The organism is Enterococcus mundtii (genome assembly GCF_013394305.1).
Lineage (GTDB): Bacteria > Bacillota > Bacilli > Lactobacillales > Enterococcaceae > Enterococcus_B > Enterococcus_B pernyi.
The window spans coordinates 2,280,856-2,297,535 of sequence record NZ_AP019810.1 but is presented as its reverse complement, the minus strand read 5'-3'; the positions used below and the strand labels follow the sequence as shown (position 1 = coordinate 2,297,535).

Here is a 16,680-nt window from a genome sequence, read left to right as displayed (position 1 = left end):
CGGCTTCTCCCCTAGTTTGCGACTAGCAAGGCTTCTTTCTGCCGTTTTAATTTTTTCGCATAATAAGCAACTTCTTGTTCTGTTGCATATACAAAATGTTCAGGAGCAATTTCTCTTAACGTGCGGATTTGTCCATCATCTGGTTCAGGTTGATACTTGATCCGGCGACGTTGGCGTTCATGATCAGGGTCAGGCAATGGGATCGCTGATAGTAAGCTTTCCGTATATGGGTGCACTCCATGATTATAGATTTCTTCACTGGTTCCCATCTCAAGCAACAAGCCATTGTGCATCACACCAATACGGTCACTGATATGTTTCACCATGGATAGATCGTGCGCGATAAACAAGTAAGTCAATCCTTGCTCTTTTTGTAAATCTTGTAAAAGATTGACCACTTGGGCTTGGATCGATACGTCTAAAGCAGAGATTGGTTCATCACAAATGATAAACTTCGGATTGACTGCTAATGCTCGTGCAATCCCGATCCGTTGGCGTTGTCCCCCTGAAAATTCATGAGGATAGCGTGTGCCATGGCTGGGATTTAAGCCAACTGTTTTTAGTAACTCGTTGACTTTTTCTGCACGTTCTTCGGGTGATTTAGCTAGTCCGTTGACATCGATTCCTTCTGCAATAATATCTCGTACTTTCATTCTTGGATTTAATGAAGCATATGGATCTTGGAAAATCATTTGGACTTCATGACGAAACTTTGTCATGGCTTGTTTGCCTTTTAATTTCGTCACATCTTGCCCATCAAATAAGATCTCGCCACCCGTTGGTTCATTCAAACGGATGATCGTTCGACCTGTGGTTGACTTTCCACTACCAGATTCGCCAACTAAGCCGAATGTTTCTCCTTCATAGATGTGAAAACTGATATCATTCACCGCATGGACTTCATTTTTCTTTCCTACATTAAAATACTGTTTTAAGCCTTTAACCTCGAGCAGTTTTTTGTTCATTGTTCAATCCCCCTTGGCCATGTGCTTTTTGCTTTTCTTGAAAAATCGCCCAGCGCCGTTGAATCTCTTCTGGCGGTGTCACTTTTGGAGCTTGTGGGGCTAATAGCCAAGTAGCTGCTTGGTGTGTTGGTGATAGTTCGAAAAACGGTGGTGCTTGTTCCGCATCGATTTTCAATGCAAATTCATTTCGTGGATAGAAGGCATCACCTTTTGGCGGATTCAATAAATCCGGTGGAGAACCTGGGATTGCATATAAGCGGTCATTGCCACTTTCCAATGTAGGCATAGAGCCAAGTAAGCCCCATGTATACGGATGCTGTGGATTGTAAAAAATCTCTTCAGATGTCCCCACTTCAATGATTTTTCCACCGTACATCACTGCTACTCGATCAGCGACATTCGCTACGACACCAAGATCATGGGTGATAAAAATGATCGACGTGTCGATTTTTGATTGGATTTTTTTCAACAACTCTAAAATCTGTGCTTGGATCGTCACATCTAAGGCTGTCGTTGGTTCATCTGCAATCAAGATTTCTGGGTAACAAATCAACGCGATCGCGATCACGATCCGTTGCCGTTGTCCCCCTGAAAATTGATGAGGATAGCTATGGATGCGTTTCTCAGCTTCCGGGATTCCTACAAGATTCAATAATTCTAAAGCGGCTTTTTGCCCCTCTTTTTTCGATACTTTATTATGCTTACGTAAAGATTCTGCTACTTGTTTACCAATCGTCATCGTTGGATCTAATGAAGTCATCGGATCTTGGAAGATCATCGCAATTTCTTTCCCACGAATCTTTTGCATTTCTTTTTCTGTTTTATCAACAATGTTTTGTCCTTTGAATAAAATCTCACCAGAATCGATCGATGCGTTACTTGACAGTAAACGCATGATACTTCTAGTCGTTACAGATTTCCCACTACCGGATTCGCCAACGATTGCCAATGTTTCACCTTTGTTCAAATGAAAATCGACGCCTCGGATTGCTTGGACTTTTCCAGCATAGGTATCAAAGGAGATTTGTAAGTTCTTTACTTCAAGAATTTTCGTCATCGTACTCACTCTTTCATTTTAGGATCAAAGGCATCACGTAAGCCATCTGCTAATAAGTTGAAACCAATCATGATCACCGATAAGGTTGCTGCCGGTATCCATAATAGGTACGGCAAGTATAAGAATGTTTTGTATCCATCACTCAACATCGTTCCCAATGAAGCAGAAGGTGGTGTCAAGCCTAGGCCGATGAAACTTAAGAAAGCTTCGAAGAAAATCGCTGATGGGATACTGAACATCATTTGGATGATGATCACACTCGAAATGTTTGGCAAGATATGCTTGAAGGCGATCTTCCATTTGGATTCACCTAATGTCATTCCTGCTAACACATACTCTTGGTCTTTTAATTTCAAGGTTTGCGCCCTGACGATCCGAGCCATCGGAATCCAGTTCGTGATCGCCATCGCCGCCACGATCGAGAAGATCCCTGGTTCAAAGACGACCAACATCAAAATCATCACGACTAAGTTAGGAATACCAGATAAGACCTCTAAGAAACGTTGCATCGCATTGTCCACACGACCACCTAACAAACCAGAGATCAAACCATAGGCAACACCGATCGTTACATCTAGTAACGCAGCAATGAAGGCAATCAGTAGAGAGATACGTGTTCCCATGAACAAACGACTTAACACATCACGACCTAGACCATCTGTTCCTAAAAAGTAGTTCACGTCTGCGGGAACATTTGCTTGCGCATATTTATCGACTAACTCACCAGCAACCATTGCTTTTCCGTTTAGTCCGTCGATATTGATACCAGGAATACGTGGTGGTAAGTTGATGTAATCGACATTTTGAGCGGTTGGATCATGGGGTGAAACGAAAATCGTGATGATCGAGATAAAGATGATCACGATCAGTAATCCCATAGAAATAACTGCCGCTTTGTTTTTCTTCAATCGACGCCAAGAATCCTGGATAAAATTCAGTGAAGGAGCTTCGATTTTTTCACGTTCTTCTTCTGTGTTTTTTTGTAACGGTAAAAATTCATCTGCAGGAATTTCTGCAATTGTTTCGTAGCGTTTTGGTATCAGTTCCATCTAGCTTCGACTCCCTTCAGAAACTCGGATTCTCGGATCAACTAGTCCGTACAATAGATCCACGACTAAAATAACTAAGATCAACATAAATGAATACAAGATCGTGACAGCCATGATCGTTGGATAGTCATTTGTTGTGATCGACTTAACGAATTGCTCACCGATCCCCGGAATAGCAAAGATATTTTCAACAACTAATGAACCAGTCATCAAAGCGACTGCTAATGGGCCTAACAAGGTCATCAACGGGATCAAACTATTACGTAGACCATGTTTGAAGGCAATTTCCCAACGACTCAAGCCTTTTGCTCGAGCCAATTCAACATAATCACTATGCAAGACTTCGACCATTTCTGTTCGGATGAATCTGGCAGAGTCGGCTAATGGCGACATGGCTAGTGCAATCGTTGGTAAGATCGTATACATGAACCCATCCCATTTTGCGATCGGTAATACACGAAATTGGATGGCAAAAATGTATTGTAACAATACAGCAAAAACAAAGTTAGGGATAGAACGTCCTAAGATCGCGACTAATGTAGAAGACGTATCGACCCATGTATTTTGTTTCATTGCTGAGATTGTTCCTAGGATCGTTCCAAAGAAAGTTCCGAAAATGATTGCTTGTAGACCAAGCTGTAATGAAGGTCCTACTCGTCCTGCTAATAAGTTAGCAACTGGTTGGTTTTTGAATTGGAAAGAGATACCAAAATCTCCTTGGAGCAAATTAGAAAGATAGATCCCATATTGAACGATGACTGGTTTATCCAAACCAACTTGTTTGTTCAACATCTCAATTGTTTCAGGACTTAAACGTTCCTGGTTTGTGTAAGGTGTACCAGGCAATAATTGCATCAAAAAGAATGTGATGGTTGCAATCAACCAAAGTGTGATGACCATAAAGAAGACACGTTTTAATACATATTTTATATAACTATTCACGAATGTTTCCCCCTAGCTTTTGACTTCTGATCAATGTTTCGCTACATTATTTAATGAACCAATGATAAAGGAGCAAAAAAATGAAAAAAAAATATCGTCCTTATTTGTTTGCCGGTTTAGTGATCGTCCTCGTGTTACTTAAAAATGCTTTGACTGATCAGTTGACCCTTCTTCAATTATCCAATGATTTATTTTTATGTGCGTTGCCGTTTTTGATTATCGGCGGATTTTTATGGGTGTTCTCCTCAGGTTTCTTTGATCACTTTCAACGTTCGTTTCACTTAGCACGAACGAGAAACCGGAAGGAAAAACCAGAATTTACTTCCCTATCTTCGGTCAGCTACGGTATGTATACCTTTTGGCTGATCATCGCTGGAATTTTGCTTGTGTTTTCGATTGTCTTTGCGCTCATCTCACTTGTCTAAATGAACGGCCAAAAGAATAACTAGGATCAGAAAATTGAGAGGTCTGGGATTTGTAATACATCCCAGACACTCTTTTTTCTTTTTAGGACAGTTTATTCTTCAATATATGTCCATTTGTAATCCCATGATGCGCCAGCAGCATGATGAACGATACCTTTGACTTTTGGATTAACTAAATGACCTTCAGCTTTTTGATAAACTGGTGCGACACCCATATCTTCAGCGATGATTTTATTCGCTTCTTGTAAGTCAGCCCAACGCGCTTGTTCGTCACCAGCATCTTTAGAAGCAGATGCTTCAACGGCTTTGTCATAGTCCGCATTTGACCATTGTCCACGGTTGTAAGAATTGCCTGTTACAAATAAGTCAGTAAAGCTACTTGGGTCAGCATAGTCTGCGCCCCAGCCACCTAATACTGTATCGAAATCACCAGATGATGAACGATCCAAACGAACAGAGAATGGTACTGGTGTAGGTTTTACTTTCACACCGTCAAGGTTTTCTTGGATAGAGTTTTGGATATATTCGATCACTTTTTTCGTTGAGTCATCATCTGATGCCATCAATTCAAATTCTAATGAGTCGATTCCTAATTCACTCTTCGCTTTTTCCCAATATTCTTTTGCTTTGTCTTGATCATATGATACTAATTCGCCGGCTTCTGCTGCAAAATCTTCATTTGTTTCAGGATTCTTAGTCATGTCAGCAGGAATCAAGCCTGTTGAAACAACTGAACCATCACCCATGACTTGTTTCACTAATGCTTCACGGTTGATTGAATAAGAAATGGCTTTTCTTAAGTTCACATTTTTGAATGGTGAATCATCTTCTCTTTGATTGAACTCGATATAACTTGTACGTGCTTCTTTAACTGACGTATAAGCTGGATCATTCGCATTTTGTTGTGCTAACTCACCTGATAAGATGACATCATCTGCTTGTCCATCTTTGAATAGATTCAATGCAGTAGAAGATTCTTTTACAACACTGACTTTTATTTCTGATAATTTAACTGCATCTTTATCCCAGTACTCTTCGTTTTTCTTGTACGTCCATTCTGTATCAGTACCTGGTCCATCAAAATCAGCTAAAGTAAATGGTCCGTTGTATACTGCGTTGTCACTTGATGATGCGTACGCATCTCCATGTTCTTCAACCACTGCTTGACTTTGTGGGAAGAATGAAGGGAAAGCAAGTAAGTATTGGAAGTATGGTGTTTGTTTGGCTAATTTGATTTCCAATTCATAATCGCCAACTGCTTTGATGCCTAATTCTGATTTGTCTTTGTCGCCTGCTGTGATTGCTTCAGCATTTTCAACTGGTGCAAAAAGATACGCATATTCTGATGCCGTCGCTGGATCTACCGTACGTTGCCAACCGTAAACATAATCAGCTGCAGTGACAGGCTCCCCATTTGACCATTTTGCGTCTTCACGCAATTTGACTTTATAAGTCAATCCATCTTCACTAACTTCAGCCAATTCACTTGCACCGGCTGGTTGAGGTTTACTATCTTCATCTAAACGATAGATTCCTTCATACACATTATTTAGTGCAGTAAAACTGATTGTATCTGTTGCAACCGATAGGTCGGCTGACGGCATTTCTTGAGGTACTACTAAGTTGAAGACGCCTCCTCCATCTGCTGATCCACTGCTTGAAGAACCACTACCACTTGTATCTGCACTGCTGCCACCATAACAACCAGCAAGTACAAGCCCACATAAGGCCACAACACCAAAAGTTAAATTCTTTTTCATCTTCCGTACCCCTTTATCGAAATTTTCAGAATAATTAGTATTTTCTGAGTTGTTTATGAGTTTAATGAATAATTATTAAAATTGCAACAGTTTTTTTCGCTTTTTCTAAAAAATAATGACTTTTCCATGAACGTTTTATTATTTTTTTCTGAAAAAATGAGATAAATCAAGGATTTTTATCTAATCCTCTTTCGAATAAAATAATCATAAAAAAATGGTCGTTATAAGAACGTTTGATATGAATGTTCGGTTTTTGCTACAAAAAAGAGCCTCCACACTAGGGGAGGCTCGCATGTTTTATTCGATTTTAAAAAATCATTTTGGTGCTTCATTCATTGATTTATTTCTCCAAGTCGTTTTGCCAGAATGATATCTGGTTGATTGAGCCCATTTGCATCAGGAATCGCTCCAACGACTTGATAGCCCATTTTTTCATAAAATGTATAAGGATGCTTGTTGAAAGTTTCGATTGATTTCAGTTTATCTAACGGATGATCAAAAAGATCCGTATGACTAAGACTCGTGTCCCCATCCGTATCATCTGTTCCTAAATAAACCATCACACCACCTTTAGAAGCGATTTCTTTCTCCACATAAGCAACTAAGCGGCTACCGATATACTGCTTTCGATAAGAAGTTTCTACTACTAGAGGGTGAATTTCCCAACCAGTCATTCCATACTGCGGAATCGCACCGATAAAACCAACCAAACGATCTTGTTCCACCGCTGAGACAGCGATTCGATCCATCGCCAGCAGTTGCTCGACTTCTTTCATTGGTTGTTCACCGTAATCCTTCGGCCAAGTCAATCGCAAAAGGTCAGCTAGCTGATCCTTCAAACCGATATTTCTACGATCAAATTCACTGATGATCATCCTATTCCCCTCCATTCCAATTTCAGCCTATTCTATCAGCCAAACGGGAAAAAGAGAAGGAAAGAAAACTTAACTTTAAGAATATTTATTTTGCTACAGTTTTTTCTTTTTTCATTTGTTTGCTACGCAATTGCCCACAAGCTGCATCAATATCTGTCCCATGCTCTTTGCGAATCACACAATTGATGCCGTTCTTTTTCAACACATCATAAAATTTCAATACATCCGCTTTTGGACTTCTTGAATATTGATCATGTTCACTTACTGGGTTGTAAGGAATCAAATTGACATAAGTTAATTTTTTCTTGTCTTTCAACAGATCAGCAAGTTGTTGCGCATGTTCTGGCCGATCATTTACTTGATTCAGCATGATGTACTCAAACGTGATCCGGCGATTAGTTTTCTCCAAGTACTCATCCACTGCTTCCATCAATTTTTCGATTGGAAAACGGCGATTAATGCGCATCATGGACGTACGGACTTCATTATTTGGTGCATGTAATGAAATTGCTAAGTTGACTTGTAATCCATTTTCAGCAAACTCTTTGATTTTATTTGCCAACCCACTAGTTGACACTGTGATGTGACGAGCACCGATTGCTAAACCTTTGGCATCATTGATGATATGCAAGAAATCCATGACATTGTCATAATTGTCGAACGGTTCACCGATCCCCATCACCACGACATGGGATACACGTTCCCCCAATTGACGTTCATCAAAGTAATGTTGGACCATCATGATCTGAGCCACGATCTCACCCGCAGTTAAGTCTCGGTTTTTCGTTAATAAACCACTGGCACAAAAAGTACAGCCAATATTACATCCGACTTGTGTAGTTACACACACAGATAAGCCATATTCTTGTCTCATCAACACCGTTTCGATCATATTTTTATCTGGCAACTCAAACAAGTATTTGACTGTCCCATCACTTGCCTCTTGCACGATCACTTGTTTCAATGGATTGATCTCAAAATTTTCTGATAGTTTTTCAATCAAACTTTTTGAAAGATTCGTCATTTCTTCAAAGCTTGTGACACGCTTTTGATAGAGCCATTCCCATACTTGTGAGGCACGGAATTTCTTTTCACCATGTTCTAAAAACCAAGCAGTCAATTCTTTATTTGTTAAACCATAAATGGATTGTTTTTCCACGATTATTCCCTCTTTTTTTCAAAGTATCGCTACATACTATAACTGATTCCCTTTATTAATGCAATAGTTCACAAAAGAAACTAAATAATCGTTAAAAACTTGTACTAAATCTTATTTAGGTCATGCATGGGTATCATGCCACTCATCGTATTCTTCTACTGATTTTTCTGGATCTATAATCATCCATTTAATAAAGATAAGCCCTAAAATCAACAAGGTTGCTGGAATGATCAAGAAAAAACTGAATAGTAGTGGGGAACCATAACCAATAGCAGAAATGATCAACCCGACTGTTTTTTTAGAATCTACTGCTTTTGAAAGCAATAAATATAAGCTCAAAGTGAAGCCGATCACGCAAATCATACTTAGGATCGACCAAAAAATAATTCCATAAAAATTCCCCCATAGACGTGTCACATAGACGAGAGGAACCAGACCTGACTGCTCTGCTACTCGGTTAAAGAAACCAAAAAGATAAATCACTGTTTGAACGATATTCAATATAAAAATAGTTTTGATCATTTTTTGATGCATATTGTTTTCTCCTTTCTAGTAGTAATAACCATCATAAATGTAAGGATCATAGTTATAAGAATCCCGGATAAAAGAATCACGAATATACCATAAGCTAGAAAGAATGAATACGACGAAAACAAGATATAAGAGGATAATCACAATTTGAATAATAAACATCGCTATGCCAGCTCTACTCCAAGTTTTTTGGACTTGTTTGAATGTTTCAACATCCGTATAGTTTCCATCTCTCCATGCCCCTTCATTGCCTTTGAATCCGCAAATAAACACCCAAACAAAATTGAATAGTGGAATCAGACACAGTAATGGAAGATACGTTTTGTTCCCAATTCCCCAGATGATGTTAAGAGAGAAGGCGCCCCAATTCCATTTTTTGATTTCTTCCGGTACTTCCTGATTGCCCCTTTGAAACTCAGAATTTGCCAAGCCGACTCGGGGTTCATCACGCGTTGCTTTTTTTGTGTGACTCGTTGGTTGTATCGGTTCTTCGATCGGTTCTTCGATCGGTTTTTCGATTGGTTCTTCGGTTGCATCTACACCGGCATCCGCATCCAGTTCTTTGACTGGTTCTTCGATTGGTTCTTTGGCTCGTTCTTTAGGTTGTTCGTTGACTGGTTTTCCAGTCGCTTCATCCCTTGTTTCTGTTAATTGTTCATTCGTGATTTTTTCGGAAACTTCATTCGTTACTTGATCAATCTTTTTCATTGTCTCATCGTTCATTCAGTGAATCTCCTTTCATCTAAAAAAACTATTGTGACTTTACGCTTATCATTTTTTAACATGAATGATTTTATAATAGTCGTGTTGTTACTACCTGTTTTTTTTCACAAAAAATATTTTTATGGACTAAACGCAAAATAAAAGCAAAAAATCAATTCGATAAGAAAAGATTTCTTGCTTTCATTTTATATGTCCTGATTTTCAGATGATGATTGATCCATTGACTCTTCCACTTGCTCAATAAAAACTTTTCGAGGCTTACTGCCTTCTGAAGGGCCTACGACGCCGTGAGCTTCTAATTCATCGACTAAACGAGCTGCCCGATTGTAGCCGATTCTAAAACGACGTTGCAACAGAGAAATACTAGCGGTTTGCATTTCGATAACTAATGCTTTTGCCTCTTCAAATAGTTCATCTTGAGGTTGTTCAGCTGAACCAGCTGATTCAACTTCATCCGTTGGCATCATTTTTTCTTCGTAATTGGCTTCTTGTTGATCGGTGACAAAGTTAACCACCCGTTCGACTTCATGATCGGAAATGAATGCCCCTTGGACACGGATCGGTTTGTTCTCACCCATTGGTAAGAAGAGCATATCCCCTCGTCCTAAGAGCTTTTCCGCCCCATTAGAATCAATGATCGTTCGTGAGTCTGTTCCGCTGGAAACAGCAAACGCCATTCGTGAAGGCACATTGGCTTTGATAATTCCGGTGATAACATCCACACTTGGGCGTTGTGTTGCTAAGATCATATGGATACCTGCGGCACGAGCCATTTGCGCTAAACGGATGATCGCATCTTCGACTTCGTTGCTTGCAACCATCATCAGATCCGCTAATTCATCAACAATGACAACGATAAATGGTAAGGTCGGATGTTTGGTTCCATTTTCTAGATTTTTTTGTTGGACAAATTCATTGTACCCAGAGATATTTCTCACACCAGTTGCAGCAAACTTCTCATAACGTTCTTCCATTTCCTGAACGACTTTTTGCAATGCTTGTGCTGCTTTTCTAGGATTGGTCACAACTGGCGTCAACAAATGCGGGATACCATTATACATATTCAACTCAACCATTTTCGGGTCGATCATCATCAGTTTGACTTCATGAGGTTTTGCTCGCATCAAGATACTTGTGATGATGCCGTTGATCGCTACTGACTTCCCACTACCAGTCGATCCGGCAACGAGCAAGTGAGGCATTTTCGATAAATCGGCCGTTTGGACACGACCCGAAACATCTCGTCCTAGAGGTACTTCTAATAGCTTGTCTGGATGATCCGGTTGGGCTTCGATGATCTCTCTAAACGAAACCATACTGATCTTGCTATTCGGCACTTCGATCCCAATCAGTGATTTCCCAGGGATCGGTGCTTCCATACGAACATCTTTTGCGGCTAAAGCTAAGGCAATATCATCAGTCAAACTAACGATTTTACTTACTTTTACTCCGACAGCTGGTTGGATCTCAAACTTCGTCACAGATGGGCCTAAACTTGCTTTGACGACTTTCGCATCGACACCAAAACTTTGGAAAGTTTGTTCTAACACGCCAATGTTCTTTTCAATTTTCTTGTACTCATCACTTTGATCCACGGTTTGCGCTGAGTCTAATAAATCGATTGAAGGTAGCTCGTATGCTTGATTTTCTTCTTCTGCTTCGATCTCAAATTCTAATGCAGTGCCATCATCTTCAAATAACTCATCTTCGGAAGACTCTTGTACTTGGCTCATCTCATCCTGTTTAGGACGTTCCATAACAGGAGGTTGGACATTTCCTTGGAAACTGTCAATCGGCACAAAACTTAATTGTTCAGGTTCACTTTCTTCATAAATAGGAGAAGTTTCCTTTTGTACCTGATTCTTTTGACGAGTGGCTCGCTTTTGTTCTATTTCCGCAGCTTCGGCTGCTTCTTTCGCAGCAAGACGTTTTGCTTCCTTCGCTTCTGCTCGTTGCTTTTGCCGCTCTTCTTTCGCAGCTTGTTTACGTGCCTGCTTTTCTGGATCGCCTTCTAACAGTTCTTGGAATCTATCTCCCATGACTTGTAAGGCATTCAATAATTGATGACCCTCAACATTACTGAATAATACTGCTCCGCCAATAATCAATAAAACAGCTACGAAATAACTTCCCGGTTGAGCAATCAAAAAGAATGTCAGATTATAAATAAATGCACCTAACATACCGCCACCAACATTCGTGGTGATTTGGCTTTGACGAATATCTGCCGATAGTAGATCCCAAGTCGTTCCAATGATATTGGGTTCTCCGCTGTTCAATTTTCCAAAAAGATTGGCATGTAAAAAGAGTAAGATACCTAAATAAAACAGACCGACTCCCAGCCAACGACGACTCTTACCCATCGTGAATTCTCTATTTTTGACCATGATCCAAAATCCTAAAACTGCTAATAATACACAGAGGATCTGATACGTATTTCCAGCGACTATGCGAAAGCCATTCGCCACTAAAATGCCTAAAAAGCCTAATTTCAAAAACCCAAAGACGGCAAATAGTATAAAAGCAAAGCCAACACCGATCGCAATCATTTGCTCCTGCTGCTGTTTTTGTTTTTTAGTTTTTCTCTTCTTCTTAGCAGGACGTTTTTTCTTTGCCATGATATATCCCTCTTTTCATCAAGTTCCATTATACAAAAAAAAGCAAGCGAACAAAAGTTTTGTTTGCCCGATTGCTGATTTTCTTTTTATCTGATTCTTCAAAACTCTTCCTACGATCCTCGCCACCCCTTTTGCCTCCATGGTCTTCGCTCTTTCGTTGAGGTGAGGATAGAAATTCTTTTATGTCTTTGTAAGAAGAATTATTTGTTGCAACACCACACACTATGAACAGTACCTATTATAGGAAGATATACTTTTTTTAAAACAATCAACTTTAAAGGAGGTTACGAAAATATAGGAAATCACACCACTTTTTGTTTTGTCATAACACTCACAAGAATCAAAAAAGCCTTCGAGTGTAGAATTTCAAAATAAAAGTGAAACAAACTTTAAAAAATAAATTAATATAAGAGAATGGAGTAGAAATGAAATTTGAAAAGCGTACTAAAATATTAATAAATAAAATGATCAAAAGCATTACTTTGAGTGCGAGTATTCTAGTAGGTACAATTATGGTTGGCACTACGGCATTCGCAGACATCGACTATTCGTTTGTAGTTACCTCTGATCCTCAATTTCCATGGACAGCAAAAACAGATGATGGTATTTATCAATCAGATAGCGATCTCAGAGCGGAGTCCGCTGCGTTAATTTTAAATCAGTATGACAGTATCAATGATTATTCAACAAGCATCGGCAATAAAGTAATACATACCTATGTCAATGGGGATGTCACTGCTTACGGTCAAGGCTCTCAGTGGAGTCGCATGGATCAATTATTCAGTAGACTAAAAATGCCTTATTCTTATGGCCTAGGAAACCACGATATTGAAAATAATTTCGAGGATACTTTCCTCAACCAAGCTTGGCGGATAACCTTTAACAGAATGCATACCTATAGACCTCATAATTGGATTTCAAAAGATACTTGGAAAGAAGATTACTTTTTTGAATCTAAGCATGTTGATAGCCTAAACTATTCACAAAAAATTGGGGATTTTAGAATGATCACAGCCAACAATTATCCCACGATGCATCTTTCTTGCTCTGAAGGGCCTGGTCCTACTTATTGGTTAACACCTGGGATGGACTATATCGAGAGACAGTTAGAAGAAGCAAGAAGTGCAAACCAACCGGCTATTCTTTATATACATAAACCAAATGATTGGAAATTGGGAAGTGATCCCCAAGGAAGATTCAAGGCAATGGTAGAAAAATATTATGATAATGGAACGTTGCGAGCCGTTTTTGCAGGGCATTATCACAAAACAATCGGTAAGGTTTCTTACCCACAGTATTTTGGCAAAGTCCCAGTTTATTCTTCTGGCAGTGCTTCTCAAAAAACTTACTTAACTGCAGAAGTCGATCATTCAAAAAATGAGATGAAAATCTATCGAGTGATTGGGAATGTTTGGGAAAAGAAACAACTCATTGATACAATTGCTATAAATTCGAAAGGACTCACTGCTGTGAATGATGACAGAGACTACCAACAGCAAAAAGAATTGGCTAATAGGGTAGGTAATTCTTATCACATCATTAATTCTCTTAATAATAGTAGAGCGCTAGATGATTCAGCAAGTAGTGATGATGTCATCTATTTTAATGAACATAGGAATACGAACCAACAATGGAGATTTGTATTCTATGAGGCTAACAATTCCTTTGTCATCCATAATCGAGCAAATAATTTTTCAATGTATGAATCAGATAGTAAATGGAATGGCTTCTCTATTGTACGCACTGGGGTTTTAAATGCTTCAGATAAACGGGCACAATGGCGAGTAGTAAGCGCAGGAAATGCCTATGGAACCATTCCTTTGTACAAGTTCAGAAACGTTCGAAGCGGAAAACTACTCACACTAAATTCGTATAGTGGGAAATTGACGGATGCCGCAATCGGCGCAACATTATTGACTGCACCTGATTTTGGTGTAACGGTGCTTCAACAATTTATGTTAGACTAGTGATCAACAGAAATTCTAGGTGATGTAAAAGCTAAAAGACAAACAAAAAAAGGAACAAAAGATGAGCAGTACCTCCTCTTTTGTTCCTTTTTTTAAATTGTGCCATCCACTTTAGTACGTATTATTCGTGCAATATTTATTGGTTCCCAATATTCGCGCCATTCTCACGAATTACTTGTTGGTACCAGTAATAGCTATCTTTTTTGTAGCGATCAAGTGATCCTTCTTGTGTTTCATCCTGATCTACATAAACGAAGCCATAGCGTTTTTGGTAGCCATTTAACCAGCTCAGCAAGTCTGTGTAAGACCATGTGCAATAGCCCAAGACTTCTGCACCATCTGAAATAGCTTCTTTGATGGCTTTGACATGACTTTCCAAGTAGTTGATACGGTAGTCATCATGGATTTTTTTATCTTCTGTCAATTTGTCATATTCACCTAAACCGTTTTCCGTGATCAACACAGGGATACGGTAGCGACTCGTGATTCGTCGCAAAGCAATACGTAAACCTTCTGGATCGATTTCCCAATCCCAATTTGTACGTTCGACAAATGGATTTTCTACTTTTTTGTACATGCCAGGCACGCCTGTTTCTTCTGATGAGCCTTTTTTACCTGTAGTATTCATCTTACCAGCGCCGACACCATCTAATGGATTAAAGGCATTCGTTGCTGTTTGGTAGTAGTTGATGCCTAAAAAGTCAGGTTTCGCAGATGCTAGTAGCTCCTCATCGCCTTCTTCAATCGTTGGCGCCCACCCTTGTTCTTCCAAGAATTTCATCGCAGCGATTGGATATTTGCCCCACATATAAACATCCATCCAATAATGTGCCATCAAATCTTCCGCATTTTCAGCAGCCAAAATGTTCTTTGGATCACTGTCGATCGGATAGTTTGGCGTATACGCAAAACTTGGTCCGATTTTCCCAGGCATATCCATTTCATGGAACTCATTGATCACTGCTGCATTAGCTAAGTTGGCAATGTGGTTCACTTGGTACATTCGTTTTGGATCAGTCACTCCTGGAGGATGTACCGCTAATAAATAACCGAGTGAAGTAAAAATATTTTGTTCGTTCAAACTAACCCAATAGTGGACTTTGCCACGAAATGCTTCGAATAATGTTTTTGCATAGTTCGTAAAATCTTCGATGATCTGACGAGATTCCCATCCTTGGTATTCATCTTGCAATGCTTGTGGCAGATCCCAATGATACAAAGTCAACATTGGTTCAATGTCGTGTTTGATCAATTCATCAATCAAATCCATATAGAAAGCTAAACCTTCTTGATTGATCTCGCCGCGGCCATTTGGAAAAATACGTGTCCAAGCTACAGAGAAGCGATACGTTTTCAAACCTTGTTCTTTCATCAAGGCAATGTCTTCTTTATAACGATGGTAGTGATCTACTGCTAGGTCACCATTTGTTCCTTTAAATGTCTTACCTGGAATACGAACAAAGCGATCCCATACAGACTCACCTTTTCCGCCTTCTTGCCATGCACCTTCTACTTGATAGGCAGCTGAAGCAGATCCCCAAAGAAAATCATCAGGAAATGCCGTTAATTTTTGGTGTTCCATGAACATCTTCCTTTCCTAGTTCAATCTTTACCTCTTTAGAATAACACGAAACCCTTTTCATTACCAAGTAGATTTTTGACATTTCTAAATAAAAGTCTAGTCATTTAAAAAATAAGTCCAAAACAAATAAAAAAAGCGGAGCAGCAGATGCTGTTCCACTATTTTGACTTCCCCTATGATTCGATCCTTCATGTCATCCTGTCACCTATTCTGGTGTGACATCTTCACCAAACCACTTCTCTGAGATCTTTTTAAATTTTCCGTTTTCAACCAATTCGGCTATGCCATCATTGACTTTTTCCACAAGTATTTCGTCATTTTTTCGCGCACCGACAGCAAAATCTTCTCCATCAAAGTCCCCTTTGATCACATTGAAATTGTCTAATTCGTCTCGTATGTTCAAAAAATACTCGGCATAGACTTTGTCGATCAACACACCATCTGTACGGCCACTTTTCAAATCGATCAATGCTTCATTAAAGCTTGCATACAAAACTGCCTCTTGATTTTTCACATAGTCTTTGAGTATTTCTGGATGTCTGACAAACATATCATAACCAGAAGAACCGTTTTGTGCGCCTAAGATTTTGTCTTGCATTTGTTCAAAGCTTGTAATACCAGAAGTTTTTGGTGTGATCAATACTTGATCATTTTTCATATATGGTTTTGTAAACAAGACTTTTTCTTCACGTTCTGGCGTTTTTGAATACCCGTTCCAGATCAAATCAATTGTTCCGTTGTTTAATTCGAACTCCTTCATTGACCAGTCAATTGGTTGGAACTCAACAGTAATGCCATATTCATCAAAGACAGCTTTCGCTAACTCAATATCAAATCCTGTCAGTTTACCATCTTTATCACGAAAACCCATTGGTACAAAGCTGTCGTCTAGTCCTACGATAATCTTTTTTTCTTCATTGATTCTTGACCAGCTTTCTGTCGCTGTCCGCTCATTCGTGCAGCCAGTTAAAAAGAAAAAACCAATCAAAGATAAAATCAAAAAGCTGAATTTTTTCATTTTCTCCCC

14 protein-coding genes are annotated in these 16,680 nt (G+C 39.3%); 2 read left to right on the top strand and 12 right to left on the bottom strand.

The window, feature by feature from the left end:
- Positions 1-11 precede the first annotated feature (11 nt).
- Genes HZ311_RS10970 through opp3b form a run of 4 tightly spaced genes read right to left on the bottom strand, consistent with a single transcriptional unit; the run spans position 12 to position 4,013 of the window.
- Positions 12-965, bottom strand: a complete 954-nt coding sequence (locus tag HZ311_RS10970) for an ABC transporter ATP-binding protein (RefSeq protein ID WP_010736151.1) — start codon at positions 963-965, stop codon at positions 12-14.
- Positions 940-2,022, bottom strand: a complete 1,083-nt coding sequence (locus HZ311_RS10965) for an ABC transporter ATP-binding protein (RefSeq protein WP_019722498.1) — start codon at positions 2,020-2,022, stop codon at positions 940-942. Before HZ311_RS10965 ends, HZ311_RS10970 begins: the two co-directional genes overlap by 26 nt.
- Before the next feature lie 5 nt (positions 2,023-2,027).
- Complete coding sequence (locus HZ311_RS10960; RefSeq protein ID WP_019722499.1) at positions 2,028-3,071, bottom strand: ABC transporter permease; 1,044 nt, start codon at positions 3,069-3,071, stop codon at positions 2,028-2,030.
- Positions 3,072-4,013 (bottom strand): oligopeptide ABC transporter permease, encoded by a 942-nt coding sequence (gene opp3b, locus HZ311_RS10955; protein ID WP_023519216.1) that lies wholly within the window; start codon positions 4,011-4,013, stop codon positions 3,072-3,074.
- 80 nt (positions 4,014-4,093) lie between these two features.
- Here opp3b and HZ311_RS10950 point away from each other — a divergent pair, with 80 nt between their 5' ends.
- Complete coding sequence (locus HZ311_RS10950) at positions 4,094-4,438, top strand: DUF3899 domain-containing protein (protein WP_010736155.1); 345 nt, start codon at positions 4,094-4,096, stop codon at positions 4,436-4,438.
- A 92-nt stretch (positions 4,439-4,530) separates the two neighbouring features.
- On the opposite strand, the gene HZ311_RS10945 is transcribed toward HZ311_RS10950, so the two are convergent.
- The 6 genes from HZ311_RS10945 to HZ311_RS10920 form a co-directional block, all read right to left on the bottom strand.
- Positions 4,531-6,198 (bottom strand): peptide ABC transporter substrate-binding protein, encoded by a 1,668-nt coding sequence (locus tag HZ311_RS10945; protein ID WP_010736156.1) that lies wholly within the window; start codon positions 6,196-6,198, stop codon positions 4,531-4,533.
- A gap of 332 nt (positions 6,199-6,530) precedes the next feature.
- Complete coding sequence (locus HZ311_RS10940; protein ID WP_023519215.1) at positions 6,531-7,073, bottom strand: aminoglycoside 6'-N-acetyltransferase; 543 nt, start codon at positions 7,071-7,073, stop codon at positions 6,531-6,533.
- A gap of 85 nt (positions 7,074-7,158) precedes the next feature.
- Positions 7,159-8,232, bottom strand: coding sequence for a dual-specificity RNA methyltransferase RlmN (gene rlmN, locus HZ311_RS10935; protein ID WP_010736158.1), 1,074 nt, complete (start codon positions 8,230-8,232; stop codon positions 7,159-7,161).
- A gap of 120 nt (positions 8,233-8,352) precedes the next feature.
- Positions 8,353-8,766, bottom strand: coding sequence for a hypothetical protein (locus HZ311_RS10930; RefSeq protein ID WP_010736159.1), 414 nt, complete (start codon positions 8,764-8,766; stop codon positions 8,353-8,355).
- A gap of 15 nt (positions 8,767-8,781) precedes the next feature.
- Positions 8,782-9,192 carry a hypothetical protein gene (locus HZ311_RS10925; protein ID WP_051377631.1) on the bottom strand — a complete coding sequence of 137 codons (411 nt, stop codon included), beginning with the start codon at positions 9,190-9,192 and terminating at the stop codon, positions 8,782-8,784.
- A 479-nt stretch (positions 9,193-9,671) separates the two neighbouring features.
- Positions 9,672-12,104 carry a DNA translocase FtsK gene (locus HZ311_RS10920; RefSeq protein ID WP_023519211.1) on the bottom strand — a complete coding sequence of 811 codons (2,433 nt, stop codon included), beginning with the start codon at positions 12,102-12,104 and terminating at the stop codon, positions 9,672-9,674.
- A 512-nt stretch (positions 12,105-12,616) separates the two neighbouring features.
- Between HZ311_RS10920 and HZ311_RS10915 the strand changes: the two genes are divergently transcribed.
- Complete coding sequence (locus HZ311_RS10915; protein WP_232092483.1) at positions 12,617-14,071, top strand: metallophosphoesterase; 1,455 nt, start codon at positions 12,617-12,619, stop codon at positions 14,069-14,071.
- Between the two features lie 136 nt (positions 14,072-14,207).
- Here the strand turns inward: HZ311_RS10915 and HZ311_RS10910 are convergent, their stop codons facing one another.
- Both HZ311_RS10910 and HZ311_RS10905 read right to left on the bottom strand, forming a co-directional pair.
- The gene (locus HZ311_RS10910) at positions 14,208-15,653 is read right to left on the bottom strand and encodes a glycoside hydrolase family 1 protein (RefSeq protein ID WP_023519209.1); all 1,446 of its coding nucleotides are present in this window, start codon (positions 15,651-15,653) and stop codon (positions 14,208-14,210) included.
- Positions 15,654-15,858: 205 nt separating this feature from the next.
- Positions 15,859-16,671, bottom strand: a complete 813-nt coding sequence (locus HZ311_RS10905) for an amino acid ABC transporter substrate-binding protein (RefSeq protein WP_010736164.1) — start codon at positions 16,669-16,671, stop codon at positions 15,859-15,861.
- Positions 16,672-16,680: the final 9 nt, after the last annotated feature.

Excerpts from the sequence above, each read along its gene's own strand:
- HZ311_RS10970 (WP_010736151.1), bottom strand. The coding sequence starts at position 965 with ATGAACAAAAAACTGCTCGAGGTTAAAGGCTTAAAACAGTATTTTAAT.
- HZ311_RS10965 (WP_019722498.1), bottom strand. The coding sequence starts at position 2,022 with ATGACGAAAATTCTTGAAGTAAAGAACTTACAAATCTCCTTTGATACC.
- HZ311_RS10960 (WP_019722499.1), bottom strand. The coding sequence starts at position 3,071 with ATGGAACTGATACCAAAACGCTACGAAACAATTGCAGAAATTCCTGCA.
- HZ311_RS10950 (WP_010736155.1), top strand. The coding sequence starts at position 4,094 with ATGAAAAAAAAATATCGTCCTTATTTGTTTGCCGGTTTAGTGATCGTC.
- HZ311_RS10945 (WP_010736156.1), bottom strand. The coding sequence starts at position 6,198 with ATGAAAAAGAATTTAACTTTTGGTGTTGTGGCCTTATGTGGGCTTGTA.
- HZ311_RS10940 (WP_023519215.1), bottom strand. The coding sequence starts at position 7,073 with ATGATCATCAGTGAATTTGATCGTAGAAATATCGGTTTGAAGGATCAG.
- HZ311_RS10930 (WP_010736159.1), bottom strand. The coding sequence starts at position 8,766 with ATGCATCAAAAAATGATCAAAACTATTTTTATATTGAATATCGTTCAA.
- HZ311_RS10920 (WP_023519211.1), bottom strand. The coding sequence starts at position 12,104 with ATGGCAAAGAAAAAACGTCCTGCTAAGAAGAAGAGAAAAACTAAAAAA.
- HZ311_RS10915 (WP_232092483.1), top strand. The coding sequence starts at position 12,617 with ATGGTTGGCACTACGGCATTCGCAGACATCGACTATTCGTTTGTAGTT.
- HZ311_RS10910 (WP_023519209.1), bottom strand. The coding sequence starts at position 15,653 with ATGGAACACCAAAAATTAACGGCATTTCCTGATGATTTTCTTTGGGGA.
- HZ311_RS10905 (WP_010736164.1), bottom strand. The coding sequence starts at position 16,671 with ATGAAAAAATTCAGCTTTTTGATTTTATCTTTGATTGGTTTTTTCTTT.